Below are 26,572 nucleotides of genomic sequence, written 5' to 3' on the forward strand. Positions count from 1 at the left end.
CTCAGAAGAGGAAGTAGCGCTGGGCCATCGGCAACTCGACCGCCGGCTCCGGCTCCACGACCGCGCCGTCGATGCGTACCGTGAAGGTGTCCGGCTCGACCTCGATGCGCGGCAGGGCGTCGTTGCCCGGCAGGTCGGCCTTGCTCCGGGAGCGGGTGTCGGCCACCGGTGCCAACGCCCGGCGGATCCCGATCCGGTCGCCGAGCAGCGCGTCGATGGCGGCCGGAGCCACGAAGGCGAGGCTGGTCGCGGCGGGCGCCGCGCCGTACGCGCCGAACATCGGCCGGGGCAGCATCGGCTGCGGGGTCGGGATCGAGGCGTTGGCGTCGCCCATCTGGCCGAGCGCGATCATGCCGCCCTTGAGCACCAGGTGCGGGCGTACCCCGAAAAAGGCCGGGTCCCAGAGCACCAGGTCGGCGAGCTTGCCCGGCTCGACCGACCCCACCTCGCCATCGATGCCGTGCGCGACGGCGGGGCAGATCGTGTACTTGGCGACGTACCGGCGGGCCCGCAGGTTGTCGGCGGCGCCGTCACCGGGCAGCGCGCCGCGCCGGGCCTTCATCACGTGCGCGGTCTGCCAGGTACGCAGGATCACCTCGCCGACCCGCCCCATCGCCTGGGAGTCCGAGCCGATCATCGAGATCGCGCCGAGGTCGTGCAGCACGTCCTCGGCGGCCATGGTGCTCGGCCGGATCCGGCTCTCCGCGAATGCCAGGTCCTCCGGCACGGTCGGGTTGAGATGGTGGCAGACCATCAGCATGTCGAGGTGCTCGTCGAGGGTGTTCCGGGTGTACGGCCGGGTCGGGTTGGTCGACGACGGCAGGATGTTCGGCGCTCCGGCGACGGTGATGATGTCCGGCGCGTGCCCACCGCCCGCCCCCTCGGTGTGGTACGCGTGGATCGATCGCCCGCCGATCGCCCGCAGGGTGTCCTCGACGAAGCCGGCCTCGTTCAGCGTGTCGGTGTGGATCGCGACCTGCACGCCGGAGGCGTCGGCGACCCGCAGGCAGGCGTCGATCGCGGCCGGGGTGGTGCCCCAGTCCTCGTGCAGCTTGAAGCCGCCCGCCCCGCCGCGCAACTGCTCCCAGAGCGACTCCTCGCTGACCGTGTTGCCCTTGCCGAGCAGCAGGACGTTGACCGGCCAGGGGTCCAGCGCCTCCAGCATCCGCCCGAGATACCAGGGGTTCGGGGTGACCGTGGTCGCCTTGGTCCCCTCGGCCGGGCCGGTACCGCCGCCGATGATCGTGGTGATCCCGCTGGCCAGCGCGGTTTCCAGGATCTGCGGGCAGATCAGGTGTACGTGGCTGTCGATCGCACCCGCGGTGAGGATCCTGCCGTTGCCAGAGATGATCTCCGTGCCCGGCCCGATCACCAGCTCGGGGTGGACCCCGTCCATGGTGTCCGGGTTGCCGGCCTTGCCGAGCGCGACGATCCGGCCGTCCCGGATGCCGACGTCGGCCTTGACCACGCCCCAGTGGTCCAACACCAGCGCGCCGGTGATCACCGTGTCCGGGGCACCGTCGGCGCGGGTGGCCAGGGACTGGCCCATCGACTCGCGGATCACCTTGCCGCCGCCGAAGACCGCCTCGTCGCCGTATCCGCAGTGGTCCTGTTCGACCTCGATCAGCAGGTTGGTGTCGGCGAGCCGGACCCGGTCGCCGACGGTGGGGCCGTACAGGGCGGCGTACCGGCGCCGGTCAAGGGTGCTCACCGTACCTCCCCGGCGGGGTCCGAGGCGGCAGGACCGGACTCGGGACCGGGGTCGGGCGGGTCGGTCCGGTCGAGTGGGCCGGCGCACTCGCCACGCAGTCCGGGGACGATCCGGGCGCCGCCGAGCGGCACCAGGTCGACGTCCCGGCCGATGCCCGGCTCGAACCGTACCGATGTGCCGGCCGGTACCCCGAGCCGGTGCCCCCAGGCCGCCACCCGGTCGAACTCCAGCGCCGGGTTCGCCTCGGCGAAGTGGTAGTGCGAGCCGACCTGGATCGGCCGGTCCCCGGTGTTCACCACGGCCAGGGTGCGGACGGGGCGGCCGGGGTTGATCGTCACGTCGCCCGTACCGGGCAGCAACTCGCCGGGGATCACGCCCGCCCCCGTCACGGAATCGGCTCGTGTACGGTCACCAGCTTCGTACCGTCCGGGAACGTCGCCTCCACCTGCACCTCCGCGATCATCTCCGGAACACCGTCGAGTACGTCGTCGCGACCGAGTACGGTCCGCCCGGTCTCCATCAGCTCGGCGACGGTACGCCCGTCCCGGGCGCTCTCCAGCAGGAACGCCGTGATCACGGCGACCGCCTCCGGGTGGTTGAGTCGCAGCCCGCGCTCACGTCGGCGCCACGCCAGATCGGCCGCGACATGGACCATCAGCCGTTCTTGCTCGTGACGGGTGAGGAACATCTACACCTCCGCAGCGGGCGAGGACTCAGCGGATCGTGTCAGTCAGAGATTTCGATGAGGTTACGACCACCGCGTGCCGGTGGCGACTTGCCGGGGCCCATCGGTCAGCCGGACGGAACCCCGGCGGACGGGCCGGACGGAACCCCGGCGGACGGGCCGGAGGGAACCCCGGCGGACGGGCCGGACGGAGCCACGGCGGGGGCCGGACCAGGGCCGGTATCTTGACGAAATCCTGACGCTTCTGACTTTTCACAAACTTATGAAACGGGCGTACCGTCGGCCCCATGACTACTGCTATCTCGGTCTCCGGCGTGGTCAAGTCCTTCGGCCGGAGCCGCGCGCTGGACGGGCTGGACCTCTCCGTCGACGTCGGCGAGGTACACGGCTTTCTCGGTCCGAACGGTGCCGGGAAGTCGACCACCATCCGGGTGCTCCTGGGACTGCTCCGGGCCGACGCCGGCCAGGTGAGCCTGCTCGGCGGGCACCCGTGGCGGGACGCGGTGGCGCTGCACCGGCGGCTGGCGTACGTGCCCGGTGACGTGAACCTCTGGCCGAACCTCACCGGCGGCGAGGCGATCGACCTGTTCGGGGCGTTGCGCGGCGGGCTGGACCGGCGACGCCGCGACGAGTTGCTGGAGCGCTTCGAACTCGATCCGACCAAGAAGGCCCGGACGTACTCGAAGGGCAACCGGCAGAAGGTCGCCGTGGTCGCCGCGTTCGCCTCCGACGTCGAGCTCTACATCCTCGACGAGCCGACCTCCGGGCTCGACCCGCTGATGGAGGCGGTCTTCCAGGAGTGCGTACGCGAGGTGAAGCGGCAGGGCCGGACGGTACTGCTCTCCAGCCACATCTTCTCCGAGGTGGAGGCGCTCTGCGACCGGGTGAGCATCATCCGGCAGGGTCGGACCGTGGAGTCCGGCACGCTGGCCGAGCTGCGGCACCTGACCCGTACCTCCATCTCGGTGGAGACGGCCCGACCGATCACCGGGCTGGTCGAGCTGGCCGGGGTGCACGACGCCCGGGTGGACGGCACGCACGCCCGGTTCGACGTCGACTCGGCCGAGCTGGATCCGGTGCTGCAACACCTGCACCGCTTCGAGTTGCGCGCGCTGACGAGTTCGCCGCCCTCCCTGGAGGAACTGTTCATGCGGCACTACGGCAGCCGGGAAGCCCGCGACGAACTGGCCGGTGTCTGATGGCCGGCACCTTCACCGGCACCGCCCGGCTCACCCGCCTCGCGCTGCGCCGCGACCGGATCCAACTGCCGCTGTGGATCGTCGGTACGACGGCGCTGCTCGCCTTCACGTACGCCGCCGAGCAGGAGCAGTTTCCGACCGAAGCCGACCGGCTCACCGCGTTGCGTACCGCCGCGGAGAGCCCGGCGATCCTGATGCTGCGCAACGCGCCGAGCGGGGTCACCGACGGCGACATGCTGGCCTTCCAGATCCTCGCCTTCCTCGCCGTGCTGGCCGGGTTCATGAGCACCCTCGCCGTGGTCCGGCACACCCGGCAGAACGAGGAGACCGGGCGTACCGAGATGGTCGGCTCGATGGTGGTCGGCCGGCACGCCAGCCTGACCGCGGCGATGATCGTCACCGCCGGGGCGAACCTGCTGCTGGCCGCGCTGCTCGCGCTGACCCTGATCGGCAACGGCCTGCCGGCCGGCGGGTCGATCGCGTTCGGCCTCGGTGTCGGCGCCGCCGGCCTGACCTTCGGTGCGATCGCGGCGGTCGCCGCACAGGTGGGCCAGGGGGCGCGGGCGGCGAACGGGATCGCCGCCGCCGCGATCGGCGCCGCCTATCTGGTACGCGGACTCGGCGACGCGTTCGGCGAGGTGCGGCCGGACGGCTACACCATGACCACTGCCTGGCCCACCTGGTTCTCCCCGATCGGCTGGACCACCCTGGCCCGGCCGTTCGCCGACGACCGCTGGTGGGTGTTCGTGCTCCCGGTGGCGGTCTTCGCCGCCCTGCTCGCAGTGGCCTTCCTGCTGGCCGACCGGCGGGACGTCGGGATGGGCATGATCTCCGCCCGCCCCGGGCCGGCCCGGGCCGCCACCGCGCTGCTCAGCCCGCTCGGCCTGGCCTGGCGGCTCCAGCGCGGCACGCTGCTCGGCTGGGCCGTCGCGATCGGCCTGTTCGGGGTGGTCATCGGCTCCCTGGCCGGCACGGTGGCGGACGCGTTCGCCGGCAACGAGGGTGCGGCACGGACGATCCGGGAACTCGGCGGCGAGGGGGCCCTGGCCGACTCGTTCTTTACCGCGATGCTGGCCATGGTCGGGGCGATGGCGGCCGGCTACGTGGTGCAGGCGATGCTGCGGGTCCGGGCCGAGGAGGCCGGCGGGCGGGTGGAGCCGCTGCTCGCCACCGCCACCGGCCGGCTGCGCTGGCTGGGCAGCCACCTGCTCGTCGTGGCACTGGGCGCGGTCTTCCTGCTGCTGCTCGCGGGCGTCTCGGCGGGCCTGGTCGCCGGGCTGAGCGCCGGCGGCCTCGCCGACCGGCTGCCCGACCTCGGCGCCGCCGCGTTGGTGCAGACCGCGCCGGCGCTGATCATGATCGGGTACGTCGTGCTGGTCTTCGGCCTGCTGCCCCGGCTGGCCGTCGGGCTGGGCTGGCTCGGCTTCGCCGTCAGCCTGATCTTCGGGCAGTTCGGCGAGCTGCTGAACCTGCCCCAGGCGGTGCGGGACGTCTCACCGTTCAGCCACGTACCGGCGCTGCCGTCCGCCGAGGTCTCGGCGACCCCGCTGGTGCTGCTGGCGGTGGTGGCGGTGGCGCTGGGCGCCGCTGGCCTGGCCCTGTTCCGGCGCCGCGACCTGGCGCTCTGACCCGTACCGTCCCGGCAGTCGCCCGGTACCGTACCGCCGGCCGCCCGTACCGTCCCTCCAGCCGCGCCTCGACGGGCGCGGCTGGAGCCGTTGGCCCGCTCACGCGGTGTTGAGGCACAATTACACGATCTTCAGAAACGAGCGAAGGACGGAAATGACGCGAATCGACGTTCCGCGGGACGAGGAGGCCGTCCGTCGCTTCGTCGAGCAGTTCGCGTTGTCCTTCAGCGATCTGGGCGTACCCCGGATGGCGGCCCGGGTGCTGGGTGCCCTGATGGTGACCGACGAGCCCGGGCTGACCGCCGGGGAGATCGCCGAGCGGCTCGGCGTCAGCGCCGCCGCGATCTCCGGCGCGCTGCGCTATCTGCTGCACGTCAACCTGGTGTTGCGGGAGCCGGTGCCGAACTCCCGGCGGGACCGCTACCACGCCCCCGACGACATCTGGTACACGGCGGCCGTGCAGAGCGGGGTCTACCGGAAACTCGGCGACCTGCTGCACCAGGGCGTACTCGCGGTCGGCGGCGACGTCTCGCCGTCCGGTACCCGGCTGGCCGACATGCGCGACTTCCTGTTCTTCGTCCAGGACGAGATGGCCGCGCTCGTCGAGCGGTGGAACGAGAACCGGCGGCGCGAGCACGGGGAGCGGGCCGGCTGACTCCGCCGGCCGGCCGGCACCGGCATTCCCGCTCGGCTGGCGCACCGGATTGGCGCCCGCACCGTGAGCGCGAGCCGGGTCGGCCGGCCCCTCCACAGTGGCCGTCGATGGGGCGCACGCTGCGCGAATGGCCCTGATCTGTCCGTGATTTGTCTGCGCGAGCAAATGTCCCGTGACCGGTACATCTGTAACATGAGTGATATCCGGGGTGACCGAGTCCGTCGATCATCGACCTGGCGACCCGGCCGGCGGTCAGGGCAGCGACCTGTAGAGACCCGCCGGGGCGGGCGGAGCGCGTTCGGGGCGTCCACCTGTCGCGGTAACCCGCACCCCATGAGGTCTGTTCGGGAGAGACCATGCCTGCACCGCTCGTACCACTGACCCGTTGGCCAGGGCCGGCCACCACCGGCGTACCGGCCGACACCGCCCTCACCCCGTCCGGTTCCCTGGAGTTGCGTCGCGATGGTCAGGTGATCAGCGACCTGAACATCACCGGACGGGTGAGCGTCCACGCCAGGAACGTCACGCTCCGCCGGTCCAGGATCACCTCCGACGGCACCGCCTTTCCGATCCGTACCTTCGACCCGGCGGTCAACCTCCTCGTCGAGGACGTGGAGATCGACGGCAGCGGAGTCTCGCCGGTCGGCGTCTGTTTCGACGACTACACGCTGCGCCGGGTCAACCTCCATTCCGTCCAGGACGGGCTCTGGATCGGTTCCCGGGTCAAAGTCCTCGACTCGTGGATCCACGACCTGGTCGGGGGGCCCGGTTCGCACAACGACTGCATCCGGGTCATCGGCGCCGGCGACGTGCTCATCCGGCACAACCGGCTGGACGCCTGGCGACCGAGTACGGCGGAGACGATGAACTCCTGCCTCTCCCTCGGGTTCGCCGTGCACAACCTCCGCTTCGAGGGGAACTACTGCGACGGCGGCAACTACACCATCGGGATCCGTCCGGACCTGGCCGCCTCGTCGGTGGTGTTCCGGGGCAACGTGTTCGGCCGGAACTACCGTACCGGGGTCGTCACCAGCACCGTCCATAAAGGAGTGACCTGGGAAGCGTCCAACGTCTGGTTCGACAATGGCCGGCCGGTCCGGCATGCCTGACCGGACTGTCCCGCGTCCCGGGCAGCGCTGGCGCATCCGGCACGCCAGGGTGGTCTCCGGCCGGCACCCGTTCGAGGTGACCTCGCTGGCCACCGCCGTCGTCTGCGGAGTACTCCTGGTCGTACTGGACAGCCGTCCCCGATCGGTCTCGCTCGCCATGCCCACACTGCTGGAGCAGGTCTGGGCGGTCGGCCTCATCGTCACCGGCATCGCGGGCCTGTCCGGGGTCGCCTGGCGGGGCCAACCCGCCACCGGTATGGGCGTGGAACTCGGTGCGCTGCTGTCGTTCGGCGCCGTCACCGGGATGTACGCCATAGCCGTCTTCGTCATCTCCGGCCAGCCGGGGCTCACCGCCGGTCTGTTCATCGCCGCGGTGGCCGTCGCCTCGTGGTGGCGGTGCGCGCAGATCACCCGGGACCTCTACCGGATGGCCCAGGCACAACAGCAGCGTGCCGCCGTCGAGGTACCGACACTCGTAGAGGGAGCCCCCCATGACCGCTCCAGTGCCCGCTGAGTCGGGCCCGCCCTGGGTCCAGATCCTGCTCTCCGCCATCGGCATCCTCGGCGGCGGTGGCGGGGTCGCCTCGGCTGCCGCCGTCCTGCTGCAACGGCGCAGGTTCCGGGCGGACGCCGCCGACGTACTGACCGACACCGCACTCACCCTGGTCCAACCGCTCAAGCTCCGGGTCGCGGAGCTGGAGGCGGAGACGATCGTGGCCCGGCAGCAGGTGGAGAAGGCGACCCGGGAGGTTTCCGAACTGCGGACCGTGGTCCGGGAGGCGACCGCGATGATCCGGCGATGGCGCACGGCGATCCTCGCCCCGGACGCCACCATGGGGCAGATCCGTACCCTCGTCTCGGACACCAGGCCCTGGCACGACGACATCTACCAGGGTTGACGGCGTCGAGCTGTCCGGCGGGGTCCCCGGCGGTGGGGCCCCGCCGGAACCGTCGACCGCACGACCTGATCGACGACGTGACTCTCCTCAGGCCACATCGACCGGCCGGAACTGCACGCTGACCCGGGGACCGACCGGCCGGGACGTCTTCGGCACGGCGTGCTCCCAGGTGCGTTGGCAGGAGCCGCCCATCACGATCAGGTCGCCGTGCCCGAGCGGGAAGCGCAGGCTCGCGCCGCCGCCGCGCGGGCGCAGCAGCAACGGCCGGGGCGAGCCGAAGGAGAGGATCGCGACCATGGTGTCCTCGCGGGCCGAGCGGCCGTGGGTGTCACCGTGCCAGGCGACACTGTCCCGCCCGTCGCGGTAGAGACACATCCCGGCGGTGACGAACGGCTCGCCCAGCTCGGCGGCGTAGTGCCGGCTCAGCCGTGACCGGGCGGTGCCGAGCACCGGGTGCGGGAGCGGTTCGCCGCCGGCGTACCAGCGGAGCAGCCGGGGGACGTCGACCACCCCGTCGTACATCCGGCGGCGCTCGGCCTGCCAGTCGACGTCGTCGAGCAGGGTGCGCAGCACGGCGTCGGAGCCCCGGACCCAGCCGGGCAGATGGTCGACCCAGGCGCCGGAGGTCAGCTCGTGCCGACGGAGCGCCCCGGCCAGCGGGCCGAGCGCGGCGCCGTCCCCGGCGATCCCGTCACCGGTGGCGAGATCCAGCATCGAGGGCTGGTAGGCACCGGACGTCATGCGGCCATGCTAACCCCGCTCGAACGCACGTACGAACCGGGCGTCGGTGTCGGTGGGACCGGCTGCCACGGGAACCCGCGGGACCCGGTGGGCGGCCGGTGGGCGTACCCGGCCGGTGTGCGGGGACCCGACGGGTGGGGCGCCGGGCGGTACGGACCGTCCTGACAGAATGTCAGGGCAGCAGCCCGGACCGCCCGGACAGACGTGAGGAGACACCTGTCGTGATCCGTACCCATGATGCCGGCACCCTGCGCGCGAGCGACGCCGGCCGCACGGTGACCCTCGCCGGCTGGGTCGCCCGCCGGCGGGACCACGGCGGAGTCATCTTCGTCGACCTGCGGGACGCCTCCGGCGTCGTGCAGGTGGTCTTCCGCGAGGGGATGGATTCGGCGCACGCGCTGCGCAACGAGTTCTGTGTCCGGGTCACCGGCGAGGTGACCCGCCGCCCCGAGGGCAACGACAACCCCGAACTGGCCACCGGCGAGATCGAGGTGACGGTCGACCGGCTGGAGATCCTCTCCGAGGCGGCTCCGCTGCCGCTGCCGGTGGACGACCAGGTGGAGGCGGGCGACGACGTACGCCTCAAATACCGCTACCTCGACCTGCGGCGCAGCGGCCCGGCCCGGGCGATCCGGCTGCGCTCGGCGGCGAGCCAGCTCGCCCGGGGCGTGCTGCACTCCCGCGACTTCCTGGAGATCGAGACGCCGACCCTGACCCGGTCGACGCCGGAGGGGGCCCGCGACTTCCTGGTGCCGGTACGCCTCCAGCCCGGTACCTGGTACGCCCTGCCGCAGTCCCCGCAGCTCTTCAAGCAGTTGCTGATGGTCGGCGGGATGGAGCGGTATTACCAGATCGCCCGCTGCTACCGGGACGAGGACTTCCGGGCCGACCGGCAGCCGGAGTTCACCCAGCTCGACATCGAGATGTCGTTCGTCACCGAGGACGACGTGATCGACCTCGGTGAGGAGATCGTCGCCACGCTCTGGCGCGAGCTGGCCGGGCACGAGATCAGCCGGCCGATTCCCCGGATCACCTGGCACGACGCCATGGACCGGTACGGCTCCGACAAGCCCGACCTGCGCTACGGGGTCGAGCTGACCGAACTGACCGACTACCTGCGCGGCACCGAGTTCCGGGTCTTCGCCGGGGCGATCGACGCCGGTGGCTACGTCGGCGCGGTGGTGATGCCGGGCGGCGCCGGGCAGAGCCGCAAGGAACTCGACGGCTGGCAGGACTGGGCGAAGGCGCGCGGCGCCCGTGGCCTGGCGTACGTGGTGCTCGACGCCGAGTCCGGCGAGGCCCGGGGGCCGGTGGCCAAGAACCTGTCGGCCGAGCACCTGGCCGGGCTGGCCGACGCCGTCGGGGCGAAGCCGGGCGACGCGGTCTTCTTCGCCGCCGGCGCGCAGCGGCGCGAGGCGCAGGAGCTGCTCGGCGCGGCCCGGATCGAGATCGCCAAGCGGGCCGGCCTGGTCGACGAGAGCGCCTGGGCGTTCTGCTGGGTGGTCGACGCGCCGATGTTCGAGCGGACCGACGAGGGTGGCTGGACCGCCGTGCACCACCCGTTCACCTCGCCGAACGCCGATTGGGTGGACCGGTTCGAGGAGGCGCCGGACCGGGCACTGGCGTACGCGTACGACATCGTCTGCAACGGCAACGAGATCGGCGGCGGCTCGATCCGTATCCACCGGGCCGACGTACAGCGTCGGGTCTTCGACCTGCTCGGGATCAGCCCGGAGGACGCGGCCGACAAGTTCGGCTTCCTGCTGGAGGCGTTCAAGTACGGGCCGCCGCCGCACGGCGGCATCGCGTTCGGCTGGGACCGGGTCTGCATGCTGCTGGCCGGGGCCGACTCGATCCGCGAGGTGATCGCCTTCCCGAAGACCCGGGGCGGGTTCGATCCGCTGACCGGCGCACCGACCCCGATCACCGCGCAGCAGCGCGCCGAGGCGGGCATCGACGCCAAGCCGAAGCCGGCGGCACCGTCGCACGGCGGTACCGCCGGAGTCGCCGCCCCGGTCGAGCCGTCCTGAGAGCAGAGGCCGGCGGAGGCGTGGCCACCGACGTCGAGCTGATGCGGCGGGCCCGGGGCATCCGAGGCCCCTCCGAGATATCCGAGGCGGTGCCTCCCGGGACGTCGCGCCGCGTCCCGGGAGGCATCGGCTTCACGGTTGCGGGGCGGTGATCCGGGAGCGCCGGGGGTGGGCGGCAATCGACTTGCTTCGGATGCTCATACTCGGTCCATGGCGCCCAACCCTGATCTGATCATCGACTTAGACCCGAGCGAGGCGGGATCCGAGGTCGTCAAGACCGTCGTCCTGCCCTGGTCGGGCCAGAGCATCCCATTGCGAATCCCGGCCGGGCTCGGTGACGGCACCGTGCTGCGGCTGCCCGGCATCGGACCGGCGACCGTGCCCGGCGGCCCGCCCCGGGACGCGTACGTCCAGATCCGGATCGTGCCGGGCGGAGGCGGTCCGGTCCCCGCGAGCTTCGGAGCCGCCCCCTTCGGCACGCCCGGTCCGGTCCCACCGGTGACGTCGGCCCCGCCGACCACGCCGTTCGGTGCGCCGCCGCCGGTCTCGGCCCCGCCGACCACCTCGTTCGGTGCCGGCCCTCCGGTCTCGGCGCCGCCGACCGCTCCCTACGGCACCCCGCCGGTCTCGGGCCCGCCGACCACGCCGTTCGGTGCGCCGCCGCCGGTCTCGGGTCCGCCTGCCGCGCCGTTCGGGGCCGGGCCCCCCGGGCCGCCGCAGTTCGGTGGTCCGCCGCAGTTCGGTGGTCCGCCACAGTTCGGTGGACCGCCACAGTTCGGTGCGTTCCCGCCGCCACCGCCCGCCAAGTCCGGGCGCGGCAAGATAATCGCCATCGTCGGTGGTGCCGTCGCCGTGGTCCTGCTGGTCGCGTTGGCGGTGCCGCTGCTGATCTGGGCCGGCAACCGGGACTCCGGGGGCTCGCCCTCGACCAGGACGGCCGGCCAGGGCGGGGAGCCCTCGCCGAGCGCCGCGCCGATCAGCGCCCAGGAATACCAGGCGCTGCTGGCCGAGGTCGACAAGGCGGTGGCGCCGGGCTTCACCCAGCTCGGCGCGGCCAGGAACCCCAAGGCGGTGGGTACCGCCGCCGGCACCATCGGGCGGGCACTCGACCAGCAGATCTCCGCGCTGTCCAACGTGGTGCCGCCGCAGAACGCCTCGGCGGCGCACGCCGACCTGCTGCGCGGGCTGGAGGGCATGGTCGACTCGATCACCGAGGCCGGCTCCGCCGCCGGGGCCGGTGAGGTCTGCCTCGGCTCGTCGGCGCTGGCCCGGCTCAGCCGGGACCCGGCCGCCGAGGACGTACGCACCGCGCAGCAGGCGCTGGCGGCGGCGGACCCGGCGCAGCCGTACCAGGTCGGCACGTTCGTACCGAAGAAGACGGCGGACAGCAACCGGCGGCTGGGCAACGGTGCGTACATCAAGCGGGTGCGCAGCGGCCAGGGGCAGCTCAAGATCGAAAATGGCGGCAGCAGTGACGCGGTCATCAACCTGGTGCTGGGCAGCGCCAAGACCCCGACGGTCAGCGTCTACGTCCGGGCCAAGGGCAAGCACACCGTCTCCTCGATCAAGGACGGCACCTACCGGATCTACATGACCGGTGGCAAGGACTGGGACGGCCGGGCCAAGGCGTTCAGCCGGAACTGCAACTTCCAGCGGTTCGAGGACACCTTCAAGTTCACCACCACCTCCAGCCAGTACACGATCTGGACGATCACGCTGACCCCGGTCGCGGGTGGCAACGCGCGGACCAGCGAGGTCGACCCGAACTCGTTCCCGGGCGGCTGACCGGCGCGCGATGATGCCCTCCCGACGGGAGGCGGGGACGGTGCCTGCCGACGGCGTACCGGCCGGGTCCACGGATCCGGCCGGTACGCCTGTCCGGCCTCCGGCTCCGCCCACCACGCCGGCCCGCTGAACCTCCGCGGCTGTTCGCCGCCCACCTGATCCCTGCGCTGCCTGCCGGCCCCGGCCGGAGTGCCGATCTTATGCACAGATTCTATGCACAACTATTGTGCATAGAATCTGTGCACAGTTATTGTGCATCCATGGAACCTGAGCCGTCACGTCCTGCCGAGCAGTCGCCCTCGGTGGTGACGCTGGACAGCACCCAGATCCGGGTCCTGGCCCATCCGCTGCGCGCCCGGCTGCTGATCGCGCTCCGCTCGGACGGTCCGGCCACGGCGACCGGGCTGGCCCAGGCGCTCGGCACCAACACCGGCGCCACCAGCTACCACCTGCGGCAGCTCGCCGACGCGGGGTTGGTGGTGGAGGAGCCGGACCGGGGGACCGGACGGCAGCGCTGGTGGCGGGCGGTGCACCAGTTCAGCAGTTGGCGCCGGGAGGACTTCGCCGGTGACCCGGACGCGCTGGCCGCAGCCGACTGGCTGCACCGGAACGCGGTACGGCTGCACGCCGACCTGACCGAGCGCTGGATCACCGAGCAGCGCGACTACCCGGCCGAGTGGCGTGACGCGGCGAGCTTCTCCGACGTGCTGCTCCGGCTGACCCCGCCGCAGTTGCGGCAGCTCAACAAGGAACTGCTCGCGGTGGTCGACCGCTACCGGCACGCCGTGCCGACGGTCGACGGCGCGAACCTGCCCGAGCCCGGTGACGGCACCGAGCAGGTCCTGCTCTACCTGCACAGCTTTCCGGTACGAGGGGCGGTTCCCCTGGCCGGGGGCATCGCCGAGAAGGGGGAGTAGTCGTGACCGCACTGACCGGCCGGCAGGTCCGGCGGCGTTACCTGATCCTGCACGGGCTGCGCTGGCTGCCGGTCGGCCTGCTGATTCCCGTGCTCGTGCTGCTGCTGCTGGAACGCGGGCTCAGCCTGCCGCAGGTCGGGGTCGTCGCCGCGGCGCAGGGACTGGTGGTGCTCGTGCTGGAGCTGCCGACCGCCGGGCTCGCCGACGCACTGGGCCGCAAACCCCTGCTGGTCGCGGCCGGGCTGGTCAACCTCGGATCGCTGCTGCTCCTGCTGGTGGCCGACTCCTTCGTGCTGTTCCTCCTCGCCTTCGTACTCCTGGGGATCTTCCGGGCCCTGGACAGCGGTCCGCTCGAGTCCTGGTACGTCGACGCCGCCCTGGCCGCCGATCCGGAGGCGCCGATCGAGCGGGGACTCAGTGCCGGCGGAGTCGTCCTCGGTGTCTGCATCGGCGCCGGCGCGCTGCTCAGCGGTGGCCTCGTCGCGCTCGGTCCGCTCGGCGGAGTCAGCGCGCTCACCCTGCCGGTGCTGGCGTCGATCGCCCTGGAGGTCGTCGGCCTGGTCGCCCTGCTCCTGCTGCTGGTGGAGGTGCGCCCGGCCGCCGGTGTCGCCGCGCTGCGTACCTCGCTCCGGGCGGTACCGGGCGTGATCGGCGGCGCGCTCGGACTGGTCCGCCGCTCCCGGATCGTGCTCGCGCTGATCGCGGTGGAGTTGTTCTGGGGCTTCGGGATGGTCACCTTCGAGGCGCTGCTACCGGTCCGGCTCGCCGAGGTGCTGGGCGACCCGGACCGGGCGGCGGCGCTGCTCGGACCGACCGCCTCGGTAGCCTGGCTCGCCTCGGCGGGCGGCGCGGCGCTGATCGCGTACGCGAGCCGGTGGCTGGGCGTGCCGCTCAGCGCCGGGCTGCTCCGGATCCTCCAGGGGGCCACGGTCGTCGCGATGGGACTACTCGCCGGGCCGGTCGGGATCATCGCGGCCTACCTGCTCTGTTACGCCGTGCACGGCGCGTCCAACCCGCTGCACTCCGGACTGCTGCACCGGCAGGTCGACGGCCCGTACCGGAACAGCGTCATCTCGCTGAACTCGATGGTGGCCCAGCCGGCCGGCGCGCTCGGCGGCGTCGTGCTGACCTCCCTGGCCGCGGCGACCTCGGTGAGCACGGCGATGGTGGTCGGCGGGGTCGTACTGGCCGCCGCTGCACCGCTCTATCTGCCCGCCTGGTGGGCGACCCGCCGCGGGGCCCTTCCGGCCCGACCAGCGCCGGCCGAGCCCGAGCCGGTCGCCTGACCGACCGCCACCGAGGTCCGGACGGAGGCCGGTGCAGCCGCGCCACGCGTAGCGCCGGCCGGTGCCCGTGGATTGGCCGGCGGCGCCGTCGGGTACATCCTGGCCGACCTACTGGGACCCCCGCCGGGAGGAACGCATGCTCGCCTACATCGCCGCCGGAGTTTTCGCCTTTGCGCTGCTGCTGGACCTGTTCGAGGAGGACCTGGGCGCGCCCGACCTGTTCAACTTCTCCACCCTGGTGCTGATCGGGCTGCTCTGCCTCGCCCTGTATCTCGCCGGAGTGGGCCGTGGCCCGCGCACCGCGGGAGGCGGCGGTGGCGGACGCTGGTACCGGGGTCGCCGGCCTGGTCGGGGCTGATGTCCGTCGGAATCACGACCGGCCCGGTTATCGGTGCATTTCCGGCACCGGAAACCGGGCCGGTAATGTCTTCCTGATGGAGTCCGACGGCCTATTCTCTCTCGTCGATCCCGCCGGTGGGCGCCCCGCGCCGGCCGGGACCGCCGCCGACGGCTTCACCGTACCCTCCGCCGATTCGCCGCTGCCGGTCCGGATGCGTCCGGCCAGCCTGGACGAGCTGGTCGGACAGGACCATCTGCTCGCGCCCGGCGCGCCGCTGCGACAGCTCGTGACGGGTACGTCACCGATGTCGGTGATCCTCTGGGGGCCGCCGGGCAGCGGCAAGACCACCATCGCCCACCTGGTGGCCCACGCCACCGAGCGGCGCTTCGTGGCGATGTCGGCGCTCTCCGCCGGGGTCAAGGACGTCCGAGCGGTGATCGAGACCGCCCGTCGTGAGCGGCGGGCCGGCGGGCGCCCGACGGTACTCTTCATCGACGAGGTGCACCGGTTCAGCAAGACGCAGCAGGACTCCCTGCTGGCCGCGGTCGAGGACCGTACGGTCACCCTGCTGGCGGCGACCACGGAGAACCCGTACTTCTCGGTCATCTCGCCGCTGCTGTCCCGGTGCGTACTACTCACTCTGCAACCGCTGGACGACGACGCGGTACGGGGTCTGCTCCGCCGCGCCGTCGCCGACCAGCGCGGACTGGCCGGCGCGCTCACCCTCGCCCCCGATGCCGAGGAGCACCTGGTCCGGCTCGCCGGCGGAGACGTGCGCAAGGCGCTCACCGCGCTGGAGGCGGCGGCCGGCTCGGCCACGGCGCTGGGCGAGACCGTCATCAACCTGGCCACCGCCGAGCAGGCCGTCGACGTGGCGGCGGTGCGTTACGACCGGGACGGCGATGCCCACTACGACGTGGTGAGCGCGTTCATCAAGAGCATGCGAGGCTCCGATGTGGACGCCGCCCTGCACTGGCTGGCCCGGATGCTGGTGGCCGGCGAGGACGCCCGGTTCATCGCCCGGCGGATCGTGATCTTCGCAAGCGAGGACGTCGGGATGGCCGACCCCACCGCGCTGAGCGTGGCCACCGCCGCCGCGCACGCCGTGGAGTACGTCGGCCTGCCCGAGGCGCAGCTCAACCTCGCCCAAGCCGTGATCCACATGGCCACCGCACCGAAGTCCAACTCGGCGACCACGGCGATCGGCGCGGCGATCGGCGACGTACGGGCCGGTCGGGGCGGTTCGGTGCCCCGGGCGCTGCGCGACGCCCACTATCCCGGGGCGCGCGGGCTGGGGCACGGTACCGGTTACCGCTATCCGCACGACGACCACCGGGGGGTGGTCACCCAGCAGTACGCCCCGGACGACCTCGTCGGGGTGGACTACTACCGGCCGAGTGGACACGGTGCGGAGCGTGCCGTCGGCACCCGGCTGCCACTGCTGCGCCGGATCGTCCGGGGACAGCCCACACCGCCGCCCACCGGCGGCGTACGGCCGCCGGCCCGCGAGGCCGTACGCCCGCCCGGCACCGACGAAGACGTGCCGGCGGGCGCCGGGGGGCAGGCCGGGGGTGGGGGCGGCTCCGGCGGGCGGCCGATGGCAGCAGCGTCGGGCAGCGCACCGGAGGAGACCGTGAACGGCAAGATGCCCGCGGATGCCGCATCCGGCAGCCGCGCCCGTCGAGGTCCTCAGCCGGCTGTCGCGGCGCCGGACGATGCGGTGCGGGGCAAGGTGCCAGAAGATGCCGTGAACGGGGCGGCGCCGGACGATGCGGTGCGGGGCAAGGTGCCAGAAGATGCCGTGAACGGGGCGGCGCCGGACGATGCGGTGCGGGGCAAGGTGCCAGAAGATGCCGTGAACGGCGCGGCGCCGGAAGATGCGGTGCAGGGCAGGGCGCCCGAAGATGCCGGGCGCGGCACGGTGCCGGAGGATGCCGGGCGCGGCACGGTGACAGATGGCGGCGGGACACCAGAGGGGAAGGAACACCAGTGAGATCGCGCGGTTCGGACCGGGGCGAGGACGGCCACGACGAGCGGCGGGAACCACGGGGCAAGGGACGCCGCTGGGGCCGGGGCAGGTCGGAGGAGGTTCCGCCCGCCGAGCCCGAGGTCAGCGGCGAGGAGCTGGGCTGGATCACCGACCTGCGTACCGCCAAGGAGCAGAAGGTCGACATCGGTCCGGCCGACGGCACCAGCCCGGCCGACCCGCCGGCCCGGGTCCCCGCCGCCTACGAGCGGTTGCCGGAGGCGGGACCGGACGACACCGGATCGGTGCCGTCTCCCGGGGCGCCGTCGGCGGATCCGATCGCCGGGCCCGGTCGCCGTCGGGGTGACGAGCCGGAGCCGGGAGCACCGGTACCGCCGCCCCGGCGGGCAGCGGAGCCGCCGGATCCGGCCCAGCCCGTCCGGGGCGCCGGCCCCCAGCCGCCGCGCGCCGAGCCGAGGCCTCCGGCCGTACCGCCGACGCCGCCGTCCGTGGTGCCGCCGGTCGTGCCGGCGCCACCGCTCGGTCGGCCGGGTCGCGGGGCCGAGCCGGTCCACCCGACGGCGTGGTCCGGGCCACCGGAGCGTCGCCCGGCCGGCGACCGGGGGGAGCCTGCGGTGCGCCCCGGCGCCACACCGTGGCCGGGTGAGCCGGTACCGTCCGCCGGTCACCAGCCGCGGCACGGCGCCGCCCCGGTCGAACCGGGTGCGGGGCGGCGGGCAGCGGGTGCCCGGGGCGAGGAGTCGTCCCCGGCACGCCGGGGGGCGCCGCCCACCGAACCCGGCGACGGCCGGCACGGCCGGTCGGCCGGCCCCACGCCCGGTGACTTCGCCGGTCCGGGCAGCCCGGCCGGTCCCGGCGGGCGGTTCGGGGCAGCGGCCGCGCCCACCAGCGGGGAATTCGTCGTACCGGCCTCCGGCAACGCGCCACCGGTCCCGCCCGCTCCGGCCGCACCGGGCCGTCCGGGTGCACCCGAGCGTGATCCGGGCGGGCCGGGACGCGGCGGTCCGGTCCTGGGCGCACGCCGCCCCGGTGCCGCCCAGCCGCCCTCCGGCGCCCACGCCGCCGGCACCGGTACGCCTTCCGGCCCGGGCGGCTACTCCCCGGGAACCGGTACGCATGTCTCCTCCGGCGGGGCGCACTCCGCAGACTCCGGCACGCATCCCGCAGGCGGTGGGACGTATTCGGCCGGTGGAGCGCACTTGGCCGGCGCCGGTGCACATGCGGCGGTCAGCGGACCGCCCGGCGTGGCGGCGCAGTCCGCCCCGGGTGGCGAACACGCCGTCGGCGAGCGGGAGACCCGCCCGTCCGACCATCCGGAGCGGCCGGCGGACTGGATCCGCAAGGCCGGCCGGGGAGGGGTACGCCCGGTCACCCCGGCCGCCGGGTACGGGCCATCGGCTCCGGCGTCCGGAGCCGGGGCTCCCGGTTCTCCGCCGGTCCCCGGCGGTCCGGTAGAGCAGGGCAGCCGGTCGGCCGGTGGACCAGGTCCGGTCACCGGGCCGGGTTCGGTGGGCGGGCCGGGCAGGGCGGCCAACCGGCCACCGTCCGGGCCGGACGGCTTCGACGGCGGGCAGCCGGGACCGGGCCGGCACGGGGCGCCGCCGTCCGAGGACCTCCGGGACGGCGGCCGGGTCGCCCGGGGTCGCCCCGGCGCGGGCCCCTCCGGTCCGCCGTTCGGGGCCGAAGGTACGGGCGGCGGCGGGCGGCACGGTGGGCCGCCACCGGTCGTACCGGGGCGGCACGGCGCGGTCGCACCACCGGCCGGCGCCGGACCACGCGGTGATCTTCCCGCCCCCGGAAGTCCGTCCGGAGCCGGCGCTGCGCCGGTGCCGGGTGGTGGTCCCCGGGCAGCGTCGACGCGCGGCGGTGTCCCCCGGCTGGTCGAACCGGCTGGCGAGCCAGGGTCGCCGCGGGCCGCCGGGCTCGGCCGACCTCCGGTCGAACCGGCGGAGCGGCGCGGTGCGCCGGGCGGCAGGTACGCCGTCGAGCCGGCCGACCGGAGCGGCCCGCCGGTACCGGGACCGGGTCGCGGCGACGGTCCCGCCGGCCGCCCGACCGCCGGTCGTGCCGGTGCGCCCGTCGACGGCGGCGCGGCCGGTCGACCGGGCGGTGCCGCCTTCGACGGCGGGGTACCGGGGCGCTCCGGTCCTGCCGTGGCGCCCGGCGGCCCCGCTCGGGCGTCCGCCCGGGGGCCGGTCGTGCCGGTCCACCCCGGACCCGGTTCCGCGCCGCCGGCCGGGCCGACCCGGGATCCGGGCGCCGGTACGCCCGCCCGCCCCACGCCGGCCGAGGCTGGCCGCACGGCCACGCCCCGTCCGGCTCCGGCGCGGCTGGACGGTCCGCTCCGGGACGAGCCGGTCCGGCCCGACCCGCCGGTCCGGCCGGACGCCCCGACCCGCCCGCCGGTACGTCCGGACGGCGCCGCCCGCCCCGATGGCCCGCCCCGTCCGGATGTGTCGATGCGTTCCGCCGGCATGCCGCCGGCCGCCGCCGCCCTGCACCCCGACGGCGGACCGGACCGGTCCGATCCGGCGCAGCCGGCGGCGGAACCGGCCCGGGGTGCCCGGGCGGAGCTACGACGCCAGCTCCGGGAACAGCGGCGGCTGAAGACGATCGCCCTGCTGCTGGCCAGCCTGCTGGTGCTCGGTGCGCTGCCGACGTACTTCGGTGTCCGGGCCGCGACCCGGGATCCGGTGTTCAACTCCCTCGACGCGCTGGCGGTGCCCGCCTGGGCCGCCACCGACACGGTCGACGGGGTGAGCGGCAGCCGGTGGTGTTTCATCGAGTGCCGCTTCCGGGAGCGGACCGTCGAGTCGGACCGGAAGTGGGAGGAGACGGCGCAGGTCTACGAGGCCGCCCTGACCCGCGAGGGGTGGCGACCGTGGAAGGTGGCGCTCTGCCCGGAACAGCCGGTCAACGGGCACTACACCTGCTGGCGGCGGGACGAGTTGACCCTCGACATGTGGGTACGGCAGCCGGCCTGCCCCGACCCGGCGGTCACCGCCCCTGGTGCGGCCCCGTCGCCCGCCGCGACCGGGCCGGAGGGCGTGAACTGCGAGGGTGCGCTCGTATCGATCAAGGTCCGCAACGCGATCGCGGACGAGCGGGTCGGTCCGCAGCCCACCACCGACCCGTCGCTGACCGGAGTGGACCCCGATCCGCTCTTCACCGACGATCCGCTCGGCGGGCTGACCCCCACACCGACCCCGTCGTGAAGCCGGTGGTCGTCACCGACGGTAGGGTTCGGGGTTGGTACTCCGAAGGGCATTCCGGGTAACCGTCGTGACACGGCGCCGGACGTCCGGGTGAGACGCCTCGCGCGCGATTTCCGAGACGGTGCATAGAGGAGGACACGGGTGGACGCTGGAGAGATCGGCCAGATCGCCGCGCTCGTCGCGGCCGGGGCGTTCCTGATGCTGGTGTTGGTGCTGGCCAGGCCGATCTGGCGGTTGGGCAACACGGTGGACGCGGCGACCCAGGCGATCAACGACATCAACGACCGCACGGCGCCGCTGCTCGCCAACATGAACGTCACGGTGGAGAACGTGAACACCGCGCTGGGCCAGGTGCACACCTCGCTGGACGGGGTGAACATCCAGCTCGCCAAGATCGACACGATGACCGGTCACGCCCAGAACGTCACCGCCAACATCGCCAACCTGAGCACCGTGGTCTCGGCCGCCGCGGCGAACCCGCTGGTCAAGGTGGCCGCGTTCGGGTACGGCGTGCGCAGGGCCGCCGCCGCCCGACGGCACGCCGAACAGGAGCGCGAGGTCCGTACCACCCTGAAGCAGCAGCGTCGGGCCGCCCGGCGCGGCGGGAACTGACCCGCCGCGCACGGCGATCCGGTACGGAGGAAGGATGAGGCCATGAAACGACTGCTCTGGTTGGGCATCGGGCTGGCCGTCGGCGCGCTGGTCGTCCGCAAGCTGACCCGCACCGCCCAGGCGTACACGCCGGGTGGCATCGCGAATTCGGTGGCGGAGTCTGCCGGTGGTCTGGTGCAGTCCCTACGGGACTTCGCGGACGACGTTCGGGACGGCATGGCCGAGCGTGAGCAGCAGATCCACCAGGCGTTCGCCGAGGGTGTCGCGTTCGACGACCAGTTCGAGGAGCTGCGCGAGGACCCCAGGATCGGCGACCGTGAGTTGTTTCCGGAGGAAGGCACCAGATGAAAACGGCGGAAGTCAAGCGGCGCTACCTGGCGCACTTCGAGGCCAACGGGCACACGGTGGTGCCGTCCGCTCCGCTGCCGGCGATCGACGACCCGAACCTGCTCTTCGTCAACGCCGGCATGGTGCAGTTCGTGCCGTACTTCCTCGGTCAGCAGACGCCGCCGTTCCGCCGGGCGGTGTCGGTGCAGAAGTGCATCCGTACCCCGGACATCGACGAGGTCGGCAAGACCAGCCGGCACGGCACGTTCTTCCAGATGAACGGGAACTTCTCGTTCGGTGACTACTTCAAAGAGGGTGCGATCTCGCTCGCCTGGGAGCTGGTCACCAAGCCGGTTTCCGACGGCGGTTTCGGGCTGGACCCGGAGCGGATCTGGCCGACGGTCTATCTGGACGACGACGAGGCCGAGTCGCTGTGGCGCGGGATCGGCGTGCCGGCGGAGCGGATCGTCCGGCGGGGCAAGGCGGACAACTTCTGGTCGATGGGGATCCCGGGGCCGTGCGGCCCGTGTTCGGAGATCTACTACGACCGGGGCCCGGCGTACGGCGCCGAGGGCGGGCCGGCGGTCGACGAGGACCGCTACCTGGAGTTCTGGAACCTGGTCTTCATGCAGTTCGAGCGGGGTCCGGGCACCGACAAGGAGAACTTCCCGATCCTCGGTGACCTGCCGGCGAAGAACATCGACACCGGCATGGGCCTGGAGCGGATGGCCGCGATCCTGCAGGGTGTCGACAACCTCTACGAGATCGACGAGGTGCGGCCGATCCTGGACCGGGCGGCCGAGCTGACCGGCCGGCGGTACGGCGCGCGCTCCGGGCACGCGGCGAGCGAGTCGCACCCGGACGACGTACGGCTGCGGGTGGTCGCCGACCACGTGCGGACCGCGCTGATGCTGATCGGCGACGGGGTGACCCCGGCCAACGAGGGGCGCGGCTACGTGCTGCGCCGGATCATGCGCCGGGCGATCCGGGCGATGCGGCTGCTCGGCTGGCAGGACCGGGCACTGCCCGAGCTGCTGCCGGTGGCCCGGGACTGCATGTCCCCGTCCTACCCGGAGCTGGCGGCCGAGTTCGACCGGATCTCACAGTACGCGTACGCCGAGGAGGACGCGTTCCTCTCCACCCTGCGGGCCGGTACGACGATCCTGGACACCGCGATCGCCGAGACCCGTTCGGCGGGTGGTGCGAAGCTCTCCGGGGACAAGGCGTTCCAGTTGCACGACACCTACGGCTTCCCGATCGACCTGACCCTGGAGATCGCCGCCGAGCAGGGCCTGTCGGTGGACCAGGACGGGTTCCGTCGGCTGATGGCCGACCAGCGGGCCCGGGCCAAGGCCGACGCGCAGGCCCGCAAGACCGGGCACGTGGATCTGTCGGCGTACCGTTCGGTGCTGGACTCCGGCGGGCCGGTGCAGTTCACCGGCTACACCGAGGTCTCCCGGGAGTCGTCGGTGCGGGCGCTGCTCGGCACCGGCGGCACGCCGGTCGAGGTGGCCGGTGAGGGCGACACGATCGAACTGGTGCTGGACGCGACCCCGTTCTACGCCGAGGGCGGTGGCCAGCAGCCGGACGTCGGCCTGATCACCGTCGGCGAGGGTCAGGTCGAGGTGCTCGACGTGCAGCAGCCGATCCCGGGGCTGATCGTGCACCGGGCCCGGGTGGTCCGCGGCGAGGTACGCACCGGCGAGGCCGGGCTCGCCGAGATCGACGTGGTACGCCGGCGGGCGATCTCCCGGTCGCACACCGCCACCCACCTGGTGCACCAGACGATGCGCAACTTCCTCGGCGAGTCGGCCACCCAGGCCGGTTCGCTGAACGCACCGGGCCGGCTGCGGTTCGACTTCAACACCCCGACCGGGGTGGCGCCGAGCGTGCTGCACGACGTCGAACAGCAGGTCAACGAGGTGCTGCTGGCCGACCTGGAGGTGCACGCCTTCATCACCTCGCAGGAGGAGGCCCGCCGGCTCGGCGCGATGGCGCTGTTCGGCGAGAAGTACGGCGACGAGGTGCGGGTCGTCGAGGTCGGTGAGTACGCCCGGGAGCTGTGCGGCGGTACCCACGTGGCCCGCTCGGCCCAGCTCGGCCTGGTGAAGATCCTCTCCGAGTCCTCGATCGGCTCCGGGGTACGCCGGGTGGAGGCGCTGGTCGGGCTGGACGCGTTCCAGTTCCTGGCCAAGGAGCACCTGCTGGTCTCCCGGCTGGCCGAGCTCTACCGGATTCCGGGCGACCAGGTGGCGGACCGGGTCGAGCAGACGGTCGCCCAACTGCGGGACGCCGAGCGGGAGCTGGAGAAGCTGCGCGCCCAACTGGTGCTCGGCGGTGCGGCGGCGCTCGCCGCGGCGGCCCGGGACGTTCGCGGGGTCGCCTTCGTCGCCACCGAGGCGCCGGAGGGCGCGGCCGGGAACGACGTGCGTACCCTCGCCCAGGAGATCCGGGGCAAGATCGACCCGGCCCGTCCGGCGGTGGTCGCGGTGGCGGCCCGGGCGAACGGCAAGGCGTCGCTGGTGGTCGCGGTGAACGGCGCGGCCAAGGACCGGGACGTCTCGGCGGCGGCCCTGGTCAAGGGTGCGCTCTCCGGCCGGGGCGGTGGCAACGCCGACCTGGCCCAGGGCGGCGGCCTGCCGGCCGGCGAGGCGCCGAGCCTGCTGGCCGCGGTCGAGAAGGCGCTCGCCGAGGCGTGAGGCGTGAGGGTGAGGCGTGACCTCCGGCTCTGGTTGCTCCCCGGCGGGCCGTTGTGATTGGATCTTCAGCCACGACGGCCCGCCGGTTCGGGCGGATCTGCCCGGAGCCGGCCGACAGGATACGGATGATCCAGTTTTCCGGTGCGTAACACGATGAACCGACCTTCCCCTGGCGCGGCACGATGACGGCTCTTCCTCGTGGCGTGCGGCTCGGCGTGGACGTCGGCCAGGTACGCGTGGGCGTGGCGCTCTCCGACCCGGACGGCATCCTGGCGACTCCGCTGGTCACGCTGGCCCGGGACCTGAAAACCGGTATTGAGGCGGTTCCCGCCGATATCTCGGAAATCGCGCGGCTCGTCGAACTCCACGAGGTGGTCACGGTGGTGGTCGGTCTGCCGGTGACACTCGCCGGGGGGCACGGACTGGCGGCGACCCAGGCGAAGGCGTACGCCGAGCGGCTGGGGGCGGCGATCGCGCCGGTGCCGGTCGATCTGGTGGATGAAAGGATGTCGACCGTCGTGGCTTCTCGTAGGCTAGCCGAGCGGGGCGTCCGAGGACGACGTCAACGGGCGGTGGTCGATCAGGCGGCCGCGGTGGAGATTCTGCAGAGCTGGCTAGACAGGCAGCGGAGGCGGACGGAATGATCGACGAGTTGGAGCTCGCGTTCGACGAGCGTGCGGAGAAGGGACGACACCGCCGCGGCGCGCAGCGCAAACGCAACGGCAAGAAGAAGCGTGGCGGGCGGGGCCGTACCGTCGCCGCGCTGCTGATGACGTTCGTGCTGCTCGGCGTTCTGGGCGGCGTCGGCTGGTACGGCTTCGACCGGGTGCAGGGATACTTCGTCACCCCGGATTACGACGGCAGCGGCAGCGGTGAGGTCCAGGTCCAGGTCGAACAGGGCCAGAGCATCGCCGAGATCGCCAACACGCTGGTCGTGGCCGGCGTCGTCAAGAGCACCAAGGCGTTCATCGAGGCGGCCCAGGAGAACTCGCGGAGCCAGAACATCCAGCCGGGTGTTTACAAGGTCCGCAAGGAGATGAACGCGAAGGTGGCGCTGGGCCTGCTGCTCGACCCGAAGAACAAGCTGGTCAACGGCTTCCTGGTCAAGGAGGGCGCGACCGCCAAGCAGATCTTCAAGGCGCTGGCGGCCGAGACGAAACTGCCGGTCAAGGACTTCGAGACCGCCGCCAAGGACCTGGAAGGGCTCGGCATCGCCGACTTCTGGTTCAAGCGCGACGACAAGCAGTCGGTGCGCAAATCGATCGAGGGCTTCCTCTTCCCGGACACCTACGAACTCCCGCCGAACGCCAGCGCCGAGGCGATCCTCAAGCTGATGGTGCAGCGCTTCATATCGGTCGCCGAGGAGATCGACTTCGTCGACCGGGTGCAGAAGGAGCGCGAGATCAGCCCGTACGAGGCACTGATCGTGGCGTCGCTGGCCCAGGCCGAGGCGGGCAACGCCGACGACCTCGGCAAGGTCGCCCGGGTGGCGTACAACCGGATCTACAGCGGCGACCACTACTGCAAGAACGGCAACGGCCTGACCGGCTGCCTGGAGTTCGACGTCGGGGTCAACTACTACTGGGAGCTGACCGGCAAGAAGACCAAGCGGTCCGGGGACATGACGGACGCGGAACTCTTCGACTCGAAGAACCCGTACCGGATGCACGGCAAGGCCGGTCTGCCCCCGGGACCGATCAACAACCCTGGTCAGAAGGCCCTGGAAGGGGCGATGAACCCGCCGCCGGGCAAGTGGCTGTTCTTCGTGGCGATCGACAAGGAAGGCCACTCGGCGTTCGCGGAGACGAACGAGCAACACGAGCGGAACATCGACAAGGCTCGTGAGAATGGCGTGCTCTGAGGTGACGGCGAGGTGAGGGCCCAGCACCGGGCGGCGGTGCTGGGCAAGCCGATCGCGCACTCGCTCTCCCCGGTGATCCACAACGCCGGTTACGCGGCGGCCGGGTTGACCGGGTGGTCCTACGGTGCGATCGAGTGCGCCGAGGCCGAGCTGCCCGATCTGGTGGCTGGGCTCGGCCCGGAGTGGGCGGGGCTCTCCCTGACCATGCCGCTGAAGGAGGCGGCGCTCGCGGTGGCCGGCGAGGTCTCGCCGGTCGCCGCCGCGATCGGCGCCGCCAACACTCTGGTACGCCGACCGGACGGCTCGTGGGCCGCCGACAACACCGACGTACCGGGGATGGTCGACGTGCTGACCGGCGCGGGTGTGCCGGCCGGTGCCGAGGTGGTGTTGTTCGGTGCCGGCGGTACGGCCCGGGCCGCGCTCGCCGCCGCCGTCCAGCTCGCCGCCCGCCGGGTCACCTGCCGGGTACGCCGCCGTGCCGCCGGGGAGGAGTTGGCCCGGCTGGCGGAGACGCTCGGGCTGCGGTTCGAGATCGCGGACTGGGCGGCGCCGGCCGAGCGGGACGGTGCGGATCTGGTGATCTCCACCGTGCCGAAGGGCGCCGCCGACGGTTTCGCTGCGGCGGCCCGGTCCTGGCGGCCCGAGACGGTCTTTTTCGACGTCGTCTACGACCCGTGGCCGACCCCGCTGGCCGCCGCAGCGGCGGGGGCCGGCTGCCGGATCGTCTCCGGCCTCGACCTGCTGCTGGCCCAGGCGGTCGGGCAGTTCGAGCAGTTTACCGGGGTGTCTGCCCCGGTGTCCGAGATGCGGTCCGCCCTCGCCGCCGCCCGCGCCACGCACTGAGCGGCTCCGGGCCGGGCCGCGAGGTGGACGTAGTGGTCTTCGG

The 26,572-nt window shown here is 72.9% G+C and carries 22 protein-coding genes and 1 pseudogene; 19 read left to right on the top strand and 4 right to left on the bottom strand.

Annotated features, from left to right (window positions below; genetic code table 11):
* Window position 1: 1 nt before the first annotated feature.
* From ACQEVC_RS22675 to ACQEVC_RS22685, 3 genes are read right to left on the bottom strand one after another with little or no spacing between them, the layout of a single operon-like run.
* Window positions 2–1,711, bottom strand: coding sequence for an urease subunit alpha (locus ACQEVC_RS22675; RefSeq protein WP_432880778.1), 1,710 nt, complete (start codon window positions 1,709–1,711; stop codon window positions 2–4).
* Window positions 1,708–2,100 (bottom strand): urease subunit beta, encoded by a 393-nt coding sequence (locus ACQEVC_RS22680; RefSeq protein ID WP_432880781.1) that lies wholly within the window; start codon window positions 2,098–2,100, stop codon window positions 1,708–1,710. The genes ACQEVC_RS22675 and ACQEVC_RS22680 overlap by 4 nt, the downstream gene beginning before the upstream one ends.
* Entirely contained in the window at window positions 2,097–2,399 is a 303-nt protein-coding gene (locus ACQEVC_RS22685; RefSeq protein ID WP_101371287.1) for an urease subunit gamma, read from the bottom strand. Before ACQEVC_RS22685 ends, ACQEVC_RS22680 begins: the two co-directional genes overlap by 4 nt.
* Window positions 2,400–2,683: 284 nt before the next feature.
* Between ACQEVC_RS22685 and ACQEVC_RS22690 the strand changes: the two genes are divergently transcribed.
* The 6 genes from ACQEVC_RS22690 (at window position 2,684) to ACQEVC_RS22715 (ending at window position 7,886) form a co-directional block, all read left to right on the top strand.
* Window positions 2,684–3,595, top strand: a complete 912-nt coding sequence (locus tag ACQEVC_RS22690) for an ABC transporter ATP-binding protein (RefSeq protein ID WP_432880783.1) — start codon at window positions 2,684–2,686, stop codon at window positions 3,593–3,595.
* A complete protein-coding gene (locus tag ACQEVC_RS22695; RefSeq protein ID WP_432880787.1) occupies window positions 3,595–5,223 on the top strand; it encodes an ABC transporter permease in 1,629 nt (542 codons plus the stop codon). The genes ACQEVC_RS22690 and ACQEVC_RS22695 overlap by 1 nt, the downstream gene beginning before the upstream one ends.
* Before the next feature lie 154 nt (window positions 5,224–5,377).
* Window positions 5,378–5,878 (top strand): GbsR/MarR family transcriptional regulator, encoded by a 501-nt coding sequence (locus ACQEVC_RS22700; RefSeq protein WP_432880790.1) that lies wholly within the window; start codon window positions 5,378–5,380, stop codon window positions 5,876–5,878.
* 356 nt (window positions 5,879–6,234) lie between these two features.
* Window positions 6,235–6,987, top strand: coding sequence for a hypothetical protein (locus ACQEVC_RS22705; RefSeq protein ID WP_432880793.1), 753 nt, complete (start codon window positions 6,235–6,237; stop codon window positions 6,985–6,987).
* Complete coding sequence (locus tag ACQEVC_RS22710; RefSeq protein WP_432880795.1) at window positions 6,980–7,501, top strand: hypothetical protein; 522 nt, start codon at window positions 6,980–6,982, stop codon at window positions 7,499–7,501. Before ACQEVC_RS22705 ends, ACQEVC_RS22710 begins: the two co-directional genes overlap by 8 nt.
* Window positions 7,479–7,886, top strand: coding sequence for a hypothetical protein (locus ACQEVC_RS22715; protein ID WP_432880797.1), 408 nt, complete (start codon window positions 7,479–7,481; stop codon window positions 7,884–7,886). The genes ACQEVC_RS22710 and ACQEVC_RS22715 overlap by 23 nt, the downstream gene beginning before the upstream one ends.
* Window positions 7,887–7,973: 87 nt before the next feature.
* Here ACQEVC_RS22715 and ACQEVC_RS22720 read toward each other — a convergent pair whose 3' ends face one another.
* Window positions 7,974–8,627, bottom strand: a complete 654-nt coding sequence (locus tag ACQEVC_RS22720) for an alpha-ketoglutarate-dependent dioxygenase AlkB (RefSeq protein ID WP_432880799.1) — start codon at window positions 8,625–8,627, stop codon at window positions 7,974–7,976.
* Window positions 8,628–8,848: 221 nt separating this feature from the next.
* Here ACQEVC_RS22720 and aspS point away from each other — a divergent pair, with 221 nt between their 5' ends.
* From aspS to ACQEVC_RS22785, 13 genes and pseudogenes are all read left to right on the top strand, one after another.
* Window positions 8,849–10,657, top strand: a complete 1,809-nt coding sequence (gene aspS, locus ACQEVC_RS22725) for an aspartate--tRNA ligase (protein ID WP_432880801.1) — start codon at window positions 8,849–8,851, stop codon at window positions 10,655–10,657.
* Between the two features lie 210 nt (window positions 10,658–10,867).
* Window positions 10,868–12,442: a hypothetical protein gene (locus tag ACQEVC_RS22730; protein WP_432880804.1), complete on the top strand. Its 1,575-nt coding sequence runs from the start codon at window positions 10,868–10,870 to the stop codon at window positions 12,440–12,442.
* Window positions 12,443–12,702: 260 nt separating this feature from the next.
* The gene (locus ACQEVC_RS22735; RefSeq protein ID WP_318397376.1) at window positions 12,703–13,359 is read left to right on the top strand and encodes a helix-turn-helix domain-containing protein; all 657 of its coding nucleotides are present in this window, start codon (window positions 12,703–12,705) and stop codon (window positions 13,357–13,359) included.
* 2 nt (window positions 13,360–13,361) lie between these two features.
* Window positions 13,362–14,645: an MFS transporter gene (locus ACQEVC_RS22740; protein ID WP_432880808.1), complete on the top strand. Its 1,284-nt coding sequence runs from the start codon at window positions 13,362–13,364 to the stop codon at window positions 14,643–14,645.
* A 136-nt stretch (window positions 14,646–14,781) separates the two neighbouring features.
* Window positions 14,782–15,003: a hypothetical protein gene (locus ACQEVC_RS22745; protein WP_107262832.1), complete on the top strand. Its 222-nt coding sequence runs from the start codon at window positions 14,782–14,784 to the stop codon at window positions 15,001–15,003.
* Between the two features lie 76 nt (window positions 15,004–15,079).
* Window positions 15,080–16,549, top strand: a pseudogene (locus tag ACQEVC_RS22750) (replication-associated recombination protein A); the annotation flags it as partial.
* Window positions 16,550–19,431: 2,882 nt separating this feature from the next.
* Window positions 19,432–20,187 carry a hypothetical protein gene (locus tag ACQEVC_RS22755; RefSeq protein ID WP_432891643.1) on the top strand — a complete coding sequence of 252 codons (756 nt, stop codon included), beginning with the start codon at window positions 19,432–19,434 and terminating at the stop codon, window positions 20,185–20,187.
* Window positions 20,188–20,328: 141 nt separating this feature from the next.
* Window positions 20,329–20,799, top strand: coding sequence for a DUF948 domain-containing protein (locus tag ACQEVC_RS22760; RefSeq protein WP_432880811.1), 471 nt, complete (start codon window positions 20,329–20,331; stop codon window positions 20,797–20,799).
* A gap of 42 nt (window positions 20,800–20,841) precedes the next feature.
* Window positions 20,842–21,147, top strand: coding sequence for a hypothetical protein (locus ACQEVC_RS22765; RefSeq protein ID WP_318397380.1), 306 nt, complete (start codon window positions 20,842–20,844; stop codon window positions 21,145–21,147).
* Window positions 21,144–23,825 (top strand): alanine--tRNA ligase, encoded by a 2,682-nt coding sequence (gene alaS / locus ACQEVC_RS22770; RefSeq protein WP_432880815.1) that lies wholly within the window; start codon window positions 21,144–21,146, stop codon window positions 23,823–23,825. Before ACQEVC_RS22765 ends, alaS begins: the two co-directional genes overlap by 4 nt.
* 182 nt (window positions 23,826–24,007) lie before the next feature.
* The gene (gene ruvX / locus ACQEVC_RS22775; RefSeq protein WP_432880818.1) at window positions 24,008–24,469 is read left to right on the top strand and encodes a Holliday junction resolvase RuvX; all 462 of its coding nucleotides are present in this window, start codon (window positions 24,008–24,010) and stop codon (window positions 24,467–24,469) included.
* Window positions 24,466–25,686, top strand: coding sequence for an endolytic transglycosylase MltG (gene mltG / locus ACQEVC_RS22780; protein ID WP_432880821.1), 1,221 nt, complete (start codon window positions 24,466–24,468; stop codon window positions 25,684–25,686). Before ruvX ends, mltG begins: the two co-directional genes overlap by 4 nt.
* A 12-nt stretch (window positions 25,687–25,698) precedes the next feature.
* A complete protein-coding gene (locus tag ACQEVC_RS22785; protein ID WP_432880823.1) occupies window positions 25,699–26,529 on the top strand; it encodes a shikimate dehydrogenase in 831 nt (276 codons plus the stop codon).
* The last annotated feature ends 43 nt before the right edge of the window (window positions 26,530–26,572 follow it).

The sequence above is a fragment of the Plantactinospora sp. CA-294935 genome (genome assembly GCF_050936445.1).
Taxonomy (GTDB): domain Bacteria; phylum Actinomycetota; class Actinomycetes; order Mycobacteriales; family Micromonosporaceae; genus Plantactinospora.

Excerpts from the sequence above, each read along its gene's own strand:
- ACQEVC_RS22690 (WP_432880783.1), top strand. The coding sequence starts at position 2,684 with ATGACTACTGCTATCTCGGTCTCCGGCGTGGTCAAGTCCTTCGGCCGG.
- ACQEVC_RS22715 (WP_432880797.1), top strand. The coding sequence starts at position 7,479 with ATGACCGCTCCAGTGCCCGCTGAGTCGGGCCCGCCCTGGGTCCAGATC.
- ACQEVC_RS22745 (WP_107262832.1), top strand. The coding sequence starts at position 14,782 with ATGCTCGCCTACATCGCCGCCGGAGTTTTCGCCTTTGCGCTGCTGCTG.
- alaS (WP_432880815.1), top strand. The coding sequence starts at position 21,144 with ATGAAAACGGCGGAAGTCAAGCGGCGCTACCTGGCGCACTTCGAGGCC.
- ACQEVC_RS22730 (WP_432880804.1), top strand. The coding sequence starts at position 10,868 with ATGGCGCCCAACCCTGATCTGATCATCGACTTAGACCCGAGCGAGGCG.
- ACQEVC_RS22685 (WP_101371287.1), bottom strand. The coding sequence starts at position 2,399 with ATGTTCCTCACCCGTCACGAGCAAGAACGGCTGATGGTCCATGTCGCG.
- ACQEVC_RS22710 (WP_432880795.1), top strand. The coding sequence starts at position 6,980 with ATGCCTGACCGGACTGTCCCGCGTCCCGGGCAGCGCTGGCGCATCCGG.
- mltG (WP_432880821.1), top strand. The coding sequence starts at position 24,466 with ATGATCGACGAGTTGGAGCTCGCGTTCGACGAGCGTGCGGAGAAGGGA.
- ruvX (WP_432880818.1), top strand. The coding sequence starts at position 24,008 with ATGACGGCTCTTCCTCGTGGCGTGCGGCTCGGCGTGGACGTCGGCCAG.
- ACQEVC_RS22755 (WP_432891643.1), top strand. The coding sequence starts at position 19,432 with ATGCGTTCCGCCGGCATGCCGCCGGCCGCCGCCGCCCTGCACCCCGAC.
- ACQEVC_RS22695 (WP_432880787.1), top strand. The coding sequence starts at position 3,595 with ATGGCCGGCACCTTCACCGGCACCGCCCGGCTCACCCGCCTCGCGCTG.
- ACQEVC_RS22700 (WP_432880790.1), top strand. The coding sequence starts at position 5,378 with ATGACGCGAATCGACGTTCCGCGGGACGAGGAGGCCGTCCGTCGCTTC.
- ACQEVC_RS22705 (WP_432880793.1), top strand. The coding sequence starts at position 6,235 with ATGCCTGCACCGCTCGTACCACTGACCCGTTGGCCAGGGCCGGCCACC.
- ACQEVC_RS22735 (WP_318397376.1), top strand. The coding sequence starts at position 12,703 with ATGGAACCTGAGCCGTCACGTCCTGCCGAGCAGTCGCCCTCGGTGGTG.
- ACQEVC_RS22720 (WP_432880799.1), bottom strand. The coding sequence starts at position 8,627 with ATGACGTCCGGTGCCTACCAGCCCTCGATGCTGGATCTCGCCACCGGT.
- ACQEVC_RS22765 (WP_318397380.1), top strand. The coding sequence starts at position 20,842 with ATGAAACGACTGCTCTGGTTGGGCATCGGGCTGGCCGTCGGCGCGCTG.